The 10542-nt window shown below is 52.4% G+C and carries 6 protein-coding genes and 1 rRNA gene; 1 reads left to right on the forward strand and 6 read right to left on the reverse strand.

Features of this window, described 5'->3' with window-relative positions; translation table 11 throughout:
• Window positions 1–87: 87 nt before the first annotated feature.
• The 4 genes from FRY98_RS27065 to FRY98_RS27080 form a co-directional block, all read right to left on the reverse strand.
• Entirely contained in the window at window positions 88–1611 is a 1524-nt protein-coding gene (locus tag FRY98_RS27065; protein WP_170287204.1) for a helix-turn-helix domain-containing protein, read from the reverse strand.
• Window positions 1589–3430, reverse strand: coding sequence for a sensor histidine kinase (locus tag FRY98_RS27070; protein WP_148457813.1), 1842 nt, complete (start codon window positions 3428–3430; stop codon window positions 1589–1591). Before FRY98_RS27070 ends, FRY98_RS27065 begins: the two co-directional genes overlap by 23 nt.
• A 93-nt stretch (window positions 3431–3523) precedes the next feature.
• Entirely contained in the window at window positions 3524–5839 is a 2316-nt protein-coding gene (locus tag FRY98_RS27075) for an FAD-dependent oxidoreductase (protein WP_249043543.1), read from the reverse strand.
• A gap of 106 nt (window positions 5840–5945) precedes the next feature.
• Window positions 5946–6764, reverse strand: coding sequence for a helix-turn-helix domain-containing protein (locus FRY98_RS27080; protein ID WP_148457815.1), 819 nt, complete (start codon window positions 6762–6764; stop codon window positions 5946–5948).
• A 148-nt stretch (window positions 6765–6912) separates the two neighbouring features.
• On the opposite strand from FRY98_RS27080, the gene FRY98_RS27085 reads away from it, so the two are divergent.
• Window positions 6913–9177, forward strand: coding sequence for an FAD-dependent oxidoreductase (locus FRY98_RS27085; RefSeq protein WP_148457816.1), 2265 nt, complete (start codon window positions 6913–6915; stop codon window positions 9175–9177).
• 101 nt (window positions 9178–9278) lie between these two features.
• On the opposite strand, the gene FRY98_RS27090 is transcribed toward FRY98_RS27085, so the two are convergent.
• Together FRY98_RS27090 and rrf are read right to left on the reverse strand one after the other, a co-directional pair.
• Window positions 9279–9785 (reverse strand): GNAT family N-acetyltransferase, encoded by a 507-nt coding sequence (locus FRY98_RS27090; protein WP_148457817.1) that lies wholly within the window; start codon window positions 9783–9785, stop codon window positions 9279–9281.
• A 336-nt stretch (window positions 9786–10121) separates the two neighbouring features.
• Window positions 10122–10238 (reverse strand): 5S ribosomal RNA (gene rrf, locus FRY98_RS27095).
• Window positions 10239–10542: the final 304 nt, after the last annotated feature.

A 10542-nucleotide genomic window follows, 5' to 3' on the forward strand; every position in this document is an offset into this window, starting at 1 on the left:
TCCATAATCAACAAATCTGTTTTGCTGAATGAACGAATTACACTATTCTCCCTGCTGCCGATCGCGGTAAAGACGTGAAAACCGGGCTCATAGCCCGGCTTCCTCACGCTTTAGAGCTAGACGGTATTCACTCGGCCGCAGCCCCGTCCACCTCTTGAATATTTTAAAAAAATAACTGGGGTTGGCAAATCCGCATCTCTCGCCAATTTCGGCCACCGTCAGGTCCGTTTGCTCCAAATATCCCTTGGCCTCCTGCACCCGAACCTGCTGAAGGTAACCGATGAACGTCTGGCCGGTCTTCTTTTTAAACAGTCCGCTCAAGTAATTCTCATCCATGTTCACTCGTTGGGCCATGGCTTGCAGCGAGATATCCTCGTCGAAATGCTCGAGTACATAATGGATCACCCGGTTAATTTCTTTATGGTCCGTCTCCTCCAATGCCGGCCTGGTCCTTCCCTTGGAATACCGGATCATCCGTTCCGAAAGCCACTCGAACAAGGCTTGATGACGGGTACACAGCAACATCTCTTCCGCGCCGGAAAGTAACGGTTTGCGGCTAATGCGGGCAAAAAGTCTGTCCAGCCGCTCGGCCGTTTCCTTTACTTGTACCATAGGCAGCAAATGGGTCTCCATGAAGGACCATAACTCTTTAAGCTTCTCCGCGCATTCGTTGACAGCAGCCTTGGCAAAACGGTGCAGGATCTCTTGCTCCAATTCCCAAGGAATCGCGGGGTATTCGTCCTGCAGATCGATCGGATATCCGCCGTTAACCGCCGTACGGCACCCGAAATAATAATAGCGGTCGAGCTCCCGCAACATTTGAGCCCATTCCCCTGCGACATCGTCCGCCGTTTTTTGCTCCAGGTAGACCGTACGGCACAGCGGCGTAAAGTTTGGAGTACGGCCATTCAACTTTTGGGTCAAAGCGGAAGAAGCGGCCGCATCGCCGGGACAAATGAGCAAGGTGTTGACCCCCATCGCCCTGTAGGCCATGATGCGGTATGAACCCGGCCTTTCGTCAGCCAGCATCTCCCCCGCCTGTTCGCAAGATAACTCCTTTTCACGCTCCAGCCAGGTCAGAAGGATAAGTTTGTTCCCGATCTCATGCATGTTTAACTCGGCTAGTTTTCCCGCCTCCATCGGGGATAGCTTTTTACCGCAAGCTTTTTTCCATAAGTAAGGAAGGCGTTCCTCCAGATACTCCCACTTCAACTTCGCCCTTTCCTCGACCTGTCGCTGAAGTCGGCTCTTCACCTTGTTCAAAGCTTCCAGCAGCTTGTCGTCATCCATCGACAATTTCAAAATATAGCTGGAGGCCCCATACTCCAACGCCATCCTGGCATATTCAAATTCACCGGCACAGGTTAGCATAATAAACGCCGCTTCATTCCCTCGTTTTCTCGCCTGCTGAAGCAGCTCGATACCGTCCATATAGGGCATAAGCACATCGCTGATCACAATATCCGGCGACACCGTCTCCATTTGCTCCAGTGCCTCCAAGCCGTGGGCGGCCTCGGCCGCTATGGTAAATCCGTGTTGTTCCCACGGGATCGTGTTGCGGATCGCTCTTCTCACAAACGGTTCGTCTTCAACGAGCAGGATACTCCACATGTCGGGCTTCCTCCTTATCATAGGGTGAGGATATCAGCAAGGGAATTTCAAGCGCCGCAAGCATTCCCGGGTTGGCGGGAACCAGCTCCAAGCTAGCTTCGCCTTTGTACAACAGGGCTAGACGTTCCTTGAGATTGCTGATTCCGATTCCCCTCCGCCTTCCCGGTGGACGCATGGCTTCCGTAGCTGCGGGACCTTGTCCGTTGTCCAGAATTTCTACTCTCAATTTACGCGATTCCTTGGCGACCCGTATGAAAATGCGGCCGCCTTCGCGCATATGAATCAAACCGTGGTGCAGTGAATTCTCCACCAGCGGTTGCAAGCTGAGTTTCGGAATTAACGCGTAATCCAGCCCTTCCTCCATCTCGATCTCCGACTGAAAGGTATGGTCGTAACGGAAGGATTGGATATAAAGATAGGACTCCACCAGGCGGATTTCCTCCTTCAAATGAACCAGATCCACCTCGGTATTCAGACCGCATTCCAGCAGTCTGCCGAGATTTTGGCAAATCTCGTAGGTTCCCGCATCCCCTTGGCTCCGCGCGTTCCATTTCAGGGTGTTTAAAGTATTCAGCAAAAAGTGAGGATTCATTTGCGACATCAGGATTTGAAAGCGCAAAGCTTCTTTTTGTCGCTCCTCCGCCCGTAAAGTGGCGATCAGCTTGCGAATGTCGTCCGTCATTTGATTGAAGGATCTCGCCAGCTCCCGCGTCTCGCCTTTATATTTGGACTCCTGCAGGTGAAGATGCATATACTGATCCGCCATTTGCGTCATTTTGCGCTGTAACTGACGTAACGGCCGCAGAATGGAAGACACGATCGCATAGGTAACCAGCATAAATACGATAACCGTCAACAGGAAAGAAAAAATAACCTGCCGTTTCATGGACCACACATTCCCTGATAACGCTTCCAGAGGAAAGCGATTCAACATGTACCAATTCATATTCGGCATGTAAACACCGTTATACATATATTGATCCTGAGCATCGGTGAAATACCGGCTCGGATTTTTCTTAAATGCGGGAAGCATCGTTTGCAAACGATTCGCCTCCGATTCGTCCGCCTCCAATAGAATCGGCTTGCCTTGTCCGTCCAGCAAATAATAATTCTGCTTGATCAAAAAGCCGCCCGTAATCGAATTCATCCAGGATTTGATATCCAAGCTGATGCGGATATAGCCAAAGGTATCCCCCTGCGGGGTTTGCAGTTTTCCGTAAAGGGAAAAGAGCTCGGAGGGCGGAAATGTGCTCTCATATCTGTCTTCGGGCGCATGGACCGTCCAGAAGTAAGGTTCCTCCGTAGACAGCAACCGCCGAAAAGTACCTCCGTCAAAAAGCGAATCGGTCGCCTCCGAACTCCCGTTAGGATTTATCTCCGCCGCTTCCATTCTTTCGGTCCCCTCCTCAAGAGAAGTATAAACATGCCCCGACAGATCGGCTAATGTGATATTAACCGGGATAACGGCATTCATGAGACCTTGTTTAACGCTCAATAAGCGGTTTTGCAAAAAAAGCCGGCGGTCCTCCTCTTTCGTGTGTCCCGGAGTCCGAAGCATCCGAACTACTTCGGGGTCGCGTTCCAATTGGAGCATCGATCCGAGAACACCGAGCCGGAGATTTTCCAGGCTATTCTTCAACGAATCCAGCTGTCCGATATTTTGCTCCGCGATATTATCCTTCATCATCGTCTCCAGCCGGGTAATGCTATGGATTTGCACGATGGTTGCCGGAATCAGCACGAAGAGCAAGATGGAAATAAACAAGCGATGTTTTAAACTGAGACGGTTAAAAATGGCCGAAATCCAGTTCCAGTTCAAGCTCAGACTCCTCTCCCCTGTCTAGTTATGACCTGCTGCGGTTAGCCCTAGTGTATCACAGGCAGGTATTACGGGAAGAACGTATTTTTTACATTACGGGCCATAACAACGAATTTCATACACCCCTGCGGCCGGATCCCCCCAGGTTGCCAGAATGCTGAGTCTCCATTTATTGGCACAAATCGCCTCATCCAGTTTATGACGAACTTTGCATTGGACGTTTCCCTCCACACGCACCACTTCCCTCCAACCATCGCCGTTCCAAACCTCGATACAGTAGTCCTTCGCCGTTTGAGGATCGCGATAGAACGGTGGATAGTTATGGTATTCACGCAACAGGTGGCCCGGAAAAGTCACCTCGATAATGCTGATGGTTTGCGCTTCTTTCCATTCCATCTCCATCCACGGTTGCACGGAATCCGCAGGGTCGGAACGCCAAAGGTTCGTATAATCGTAGGGACGAGTGATTCCCGAAAGCACGTTTTCCGCCGAAAAGCAGCTTTGCGGCGGGGTTACCCGGTAGCTGAGCGTGCCGCCGTCCCGATATCTTCGCATGCGGCCGCCGCCCATTTCGTAAGCGGAGGTATGCCCGGGAATGACGGTTCCCGCGATGTGCCACTCCACCGAAGGACAGGGCAGCAAATCAAGACGGATATAACGCCCCGGCCGCATGAGCGCGGTTTCATCGGGAGATAACTCCCATCGGATCCATTGTTTTTTTCCCGGAGGAACGACCAACTCCGCTTGGGCGAGCCTGGCCGATCCCCGGCTGCGATAATCCCATATGTGCTCCACGTCCACAAGCTCCGCGGCCACGGTTTGTTCTGAGCCCGAGTCATTGGTTAAGCATACCGATAGAGAGCGGATTCTTTCCGGACCGACGGCAATCCATTGACCGCGCCGGTGATTCAGCGGCTCTTTCGACCGCCGCCTTTCTTCCCTGTCGCCAAGAATAAAGCCTCCGGTCGGATCGAGACTGTCCGGCCCCGCCCCTTGCACCGGTTCCGAACTGCTGGCCGTCACGCGGGCCCGCCTTGCCAGATCCTCGGGATCACAGCCCCGGACATTCGGAAGAAAGCAGCCGTCGCGGAGTAATTGCTGCTGCACCTCGCCGATACATCGCTCCGTTACTTCCGCCACGCCGATCCCTTGACGTAGGGCAATAGCCACCGCCGTTCCGGCAGCTTGCCCCATCAGAGCCGTGGTGGCCATGACTCGCACCGTTCCCAATGCGGCGTGGGTGACGCTGACGTTCCGCCCCGCCATCATCAAATTGTCCACATCCTTGGCGAGCAAGATGCGCAGCGGTATGCCGTAGGGACCACAATAGCTTTTGACCGCGTATTCCGTCGTTTCTTTGTAGCCCTCCGCACTGGAAGGCTCCGCGCTCCCCGCTAACAGTCCCCCGGCCGTATGTAAGTCGATAAACCATCCGCCGTAAGCAATTTCATCCGGGAACACCGTTTTGCCGGCCGGATCGTGTTCGGTCATGAGATAACGTCCCATGATTCTCCGGCTTTCCCGTTTGCCCGGAACCTGGCCGATCCAGTCCAACGCCAGATGAGCGGCACGCTCCTTCAAGATCGGATCCCGATTCTTGATATAATCCCAAATGCCCAGCGTATGGCGAGTCAACTCGTGACGGATTTTTTCTTGGTCGTACACCGTATTCCACGGCACGCCGATCTCAATCCACCAATAGCCCGATTCCAATTCGTAAAAATGCCTTCCCTGACCGGCAAAAAATGCGGGATCCTCGTACCGCACCGTCCATTCCGGCGCCTTGAACGGAACCGGCCTGCCTATATCTCGGGCCTTAAAATGAATGGAACTGCCCATGGTGTCGTTGCTTGCCGCCAGCGGCGCGTGCGGTTCCTCAAACTCCTCCCTACTTTCACTGCCCCATCTCCATTCGCAACCGGCCGCATCGGCGACAACCCCATCACCCGTGCAGTCCATAAAAATTTGGCCGCCGATCCTAAGTTCGGTCTCCGCTCCGGTCATCCTCGCCGTCACGCTTCGAATCGTTCGCGATCCGTCCATCTGCACCCCGGTTACGGAGGTGTTCAGATAAAACGTCAAATTTGGCGTGCTGACAGCCATATGATATAAAGTCATATCCCAAACACTGTTCGTCCACCCGTTCTCCCGAATCGTTTCGTGATTGACAGACCGTTCCTCGATCAACAGCTCGGAAATAATCCCCGTCTCCCGGGCATATGCATGGAAAGCCGCCGCACCATGCGGCGTGACGCGAATTTCAGATGAACTGTTACCCCCGAACACGGGACGATCCCCGATCAGACATACCGTAGAGCCGAGCCTTGCGGCTGCCACGGCCGCGCAAAATCCGGCCAAACCTCCGCCGCAAACCACAATATCGTAATGTTCCTGTCTGGTTTGTACCACCGATTTCCCTCCATCCTCACTTAACCGTCTGTTCCTTCTATGAGTGTAGTCCATGGGGGAGAAAACATCCGTCAACAAATCTATTCGATAGGGTGAACAAATTTAGTTAAACTTTGTAGGACCGCCGATACTCCGAGGGACGAACCCCCTTTTGCTTCAAAAAAACCCGGCTCAAATAAAAACCGCTCTCATATCCGCACTTTTCCGCGATCGTATCAAGCGTATCCTCCGTCTCTTCCAGCAGGAGACAGGCTTTGCCGATTCGTAAATCCGTCACGTACTCAAGGGGAGTCTGGCCTGTGGCGTTACGGAAGCGCCTGATAAACTGAACCGGCGACATTCCGTAGCGCGCGGCAACCTGCCGGATTTCCAGGGGGGCGCCGGCTAGTTTTTTCAGTTCGGTTATGGCTTCCTCTATTTGCGTATCGGTCGAGATCGGCTTGTTATTTTTTATAAAACTCTGGTAAAAGACCTGCATACCCAAATCGGCAAATCCATAATGGCGCCATCGTGCCGCCTCGTTCTTCCCCAGTTTGTCCGCCTCTCTCATCAAGCGCAAATTCGAAAAAAACCGCTCCCTGTCCATAAAACGGATATGACACCTCGATGTTAAAGCCCGAAGCATGTCATCCCCCTCTTGAGCCGGTGTCGAAGCCTGGTCGGACAGCCCGTTTAACCGGAATGATACATAATGAAAAGAGACCGGTTTCAACACTTTGCGTTTTAACCATACCCCTGGCGGGCAGATGATTGCTTCCCCTCCTCCGGCTTCACCTGAGTCTGAACCGACCGCATAGGAAATGCTCCCGCTTTCCAAGGCAAACATCACCCAGTCTTCATTCCGATCCTGCTCCAAAGCAAACTGACGCTTGAAATCCCAGTAACGGTAGCCCGTAATTGAAACGGATGCGCCTCCTTGCCCCACCTTCCATTTCACCCCTTTTTGAAATTTTGGATATGTTTATTGTAATTTAAGCCATTTTTATAGTAAACACAATTTATTACTATGAAATTAAAGACAATTAACTATTGTCATACAGCGGTGATCGATCGTAAAAAAGGAGTTGTTCGCCATGAAAAATGAGACTGTCACCTCGGATATCACCGTAGTCGGTGGCGGCCTTGCCGGTATATGTGCCGCCATTGCCGCGGCCAGGCTGGGGAAGAGCGTAGCGTTGGTTCATAATCGACCGGTTTTAGGGGGAAATTCCAGCAGTGAAGTGAGAGTGTGGGTTTGCGGCGCGACCGGACACGGAGTCAACCGGTATGCCCGGGAAACGGGCATCATGGGGGAACTGTTCCTCGAAAATCAGTTCCGGAACATGGAGGGCAATCCATACCTGTGGGATCTTACACTTCTGGAGGCCGTGAAGGCGGAGCCTCATCTTTCGCTGTACTTGAATACGGACGTTCATGAGGTGCATGCCGAAGGGCCGGAGGAGGACCGGAACATTCAGAGTGTGACGGGCTGGATGATGGGCTCCGAACGAAAAATTGAGTTTCGCAGCCGTTTGTTTCTCGATTGTACCGGGGATGGGCTGGTTGGTGCGCTAGCCGGGGCCAAGTACCGAATCGGCCGGGAGTCCACGTCCGAGTTCGGTGAACCGTGGGCGCCGGAAAAGGCGGATACGATCACCTTGGGCAGTACGCTGCTGTTCTATACGAAGGACGCCGGTGAACCGGTTCGCTTTATCCCCCCTTCGTTCGCCAAGGATATTACGCAAACCTCCATTCCGCTTCGGCGAATTATTCGCAGCGGCGATAACGGTTGTGCTTATTGGTGGATCGAATGGGGCGGCGAATTGGATACGGTCCACGATAACGAACGGATCCGGGATGAACTTTGGGCTGTTATCTATGGGATCTGGGATTACATCAAAAATTCAGGAAACTTCGCAGCCGAGAACCTGACGCTGGAGTGGGTCGGCAGCCTCCCCGGTAAACGCGAATACCGCCGATTTATTGGCGATTATACGTTGACACAGCACGACATTTTGGCTCAGCGGCCTTTCGAGGACCGCATCGCGTTTGGCGGCTGGTCGATCGATCTCCATCCTCCCGGCGGCGTTTACGCGGAGGAACAGGGCTCCAAGCACTGGTTTGCGGATGGCATTTATCATATCCCCTTCCGTTCGATTTATTCCGTCAACGTCAATAATTTACTGTTTGCAGGAAGGAATATCAGCGCCTCCCACGTTGCATTCGGCACAACGCGCGTAATGGCCACCTGCGCCATTTTGGGAGAGGCGGCCGGAACGGCCGCGGCATTATGTGAGACCAAATCAGTAACGCCGCGGAAACTGGGGAGGCTCCATCTGGCCGAGCTGCAGCGGATGCTGCTTCGCCAGGACGCGTCGATCATCGGGTTGAAGGCGGATGACCCGGCTGACCTGGCCTCTCAAGCCGCCGTTCGCGCCTCTTCCACACTCGCTGTCTATGCGCCTTCCGGACCCTTTGAACGCATTTTACTAGAGGCGGATTTCGGGATCCTTGTTCCCGTTGATGGCCGCTTAACGGACTTGCAGCTTTTGACGGAGTGTTCCGCAGCCACCATATTGATTGCGGAACTCTATACGACGGGCAGGAAAGAAAACTATGTTCCTCATACGGCGGTGCAACACGTTGAGATCCCACTTCGCCCCGGCGAGCCGGAATGGGTTCAAGTTCCGCTGGATTGGACGCCGGAGGAAGCATCCAACGCTTTTATCGTCATTAAAGCTAATCCGCATGTTGCCTTGTTTACATCGTCGCATCCTTTAACCGGCGTGCTTTGTTTCCAAAAAGGAGAGCCCCCCGTCGTGTCCGCCGAATACGGTGATCGTCAGCCTCCCCAGCCTGTCCAGCAATGGAGTGCGGGGCCCTTTTCCCGGCGTCCCCTCTGCTTTCGGTTGCCGACTGGCCGCGCTCTTGATCCCGACAAAGTGATTGACGGGTTTAACCGCCCCTATGGCGGACCGCACTGTTGGGTATCCGAACCGTTGGCGGAGGGAGAGGCCGCTTGGATCGAGCTTCAATGGGAACAGGAAGTTTCAATACGGGAAATTCATCTGACCTTCCAGGATGATGTCAATGAGGATTTAATCAACCTCCATCATCATCGTACACCGTTTCAGGTCATCCCCGAACTTGTGAAGGACTACCGGATCGAAGCCCACACGCCCTTGGGGACCATAGAAATCGTTAACCGCAAAAACAACAGGAGACGGAAAAACATCCATCGGCTTGACCACCCGATCTCGGCATCCTCCCTGAGACTGATTGTGGAGTCGACCAACGGCTCCCCGCGGGCGGAGGTCGTCGAAATCCGCGTCTACCCCACATCATCGTTCGGCAGGTAATTTTCCCTAACAAATGACGAACCTAAACAACTCCCAAAGAATGGATAGCATCGCTTGTATCCTTTCCTGGGAGTTGCTTCTGTTATTTTATATTTTTATACTTAAGCCAACTGAATTTCTTTTTCCATCACGTAATCATCCATCACATAACCATTTCCGATATCCGCCACCTGTGTGCGAACCGGTTTGAAGCCTTTTCTGGTGTAAACCGCTATTGTGTCGTCATTATACCGATTTACCGTAAGCCAAATGTGCCCAAGCCCCCGTTGTTTGCATACCTCCCCGAGAAATTCCATTCCTTTGCTGGCGTAGCCTTTCCCGCGATGTTCTTTACGTACATATAGCTTGCTTAAAAACAGCTTTCCCTCCTCTTCCTTAACACCTATATAACCGGCAGGTTCCCCTTTATCTTTCAAGAAAAAGTATTCATACCCTTGATTTTGGATTTGATCCGTAATGGCGGGCGTAGATTGGAACTTGTCCACCATGTAATCGATCTGTTCCTCGGATAAAATACTAACGTAATATTCATGCCATATTTCCGAGGCCAACTCCGCCAATACTGAAATTTCAGCCGCCGTACTTACTTTCTCGATAACTAACTCCATATGATCTACCATCCTTCATCCGTAATTCCTCTGCACCTTTAAGACCTAACCATTCTAGCACAATGATTAAACTCTAACAAATGAAGCGGGTCGCAACGTGCCTGCCAAGTAGATGCTACGTGGTTTTAGTGAGCAGCGTTGAATTCCTGCAAATGTGCAGGCTTTTTTGCTGTAGGAGCCCGATTCGGCCGTACGGGCCGAAAATTCCTGCACTTTTGCATCTTTTTCGAATTTCGAGGCAATAACGCTCGGAAATACCTGCAGATTTGCAGGTATTTCGCTTTTAACAAACAAAAAAAGCACTACCGCATCATACGGTAGTGCTCTTTCTCAGTTGCTTGGCGGCGTCCTACTCTCCCAGGACCCTTCGGTCCAAGTACCATCGGCGCTGGAGGGCTTAACGGTCGTGTTCGGGATGGGTACGCGTGGAACCCCTCCGCCATCGCCACCAAACATGATTTTTCGGAGCATCCGCTCCTCGAAATCGCTGCGAGAAAATATCAGCCCTTAGAAAAGGCATGCAGCTTCATTCAGATGTTTGATCACCTGAAAACTGAATACGAAACGAATTTGCGAATTAGCCCCTACTTGGTTTTCGGGGTCCCCGCAAAGTAATCGGAATCAGCATCGAAGCTGTTCTTCACTTTGTGGGGTGATTTTTTGGATAAGCCCTCGACCGATTAGTACCTGTCAGCTCCATACATTGCTGCACTTCCACCTCAGGCCTATCAACCTCGTCGTCTTCAAGGGGTCTTAC

This window comes from Paenibacillus faecis (assembly GCF_008084145.1).
Classification (GTDB): Bacteria; Bacillota; Bacilli; order Paenibacillales; family Paenibacillaceae; genus Fontibacillus; species Fontibacillus faecis.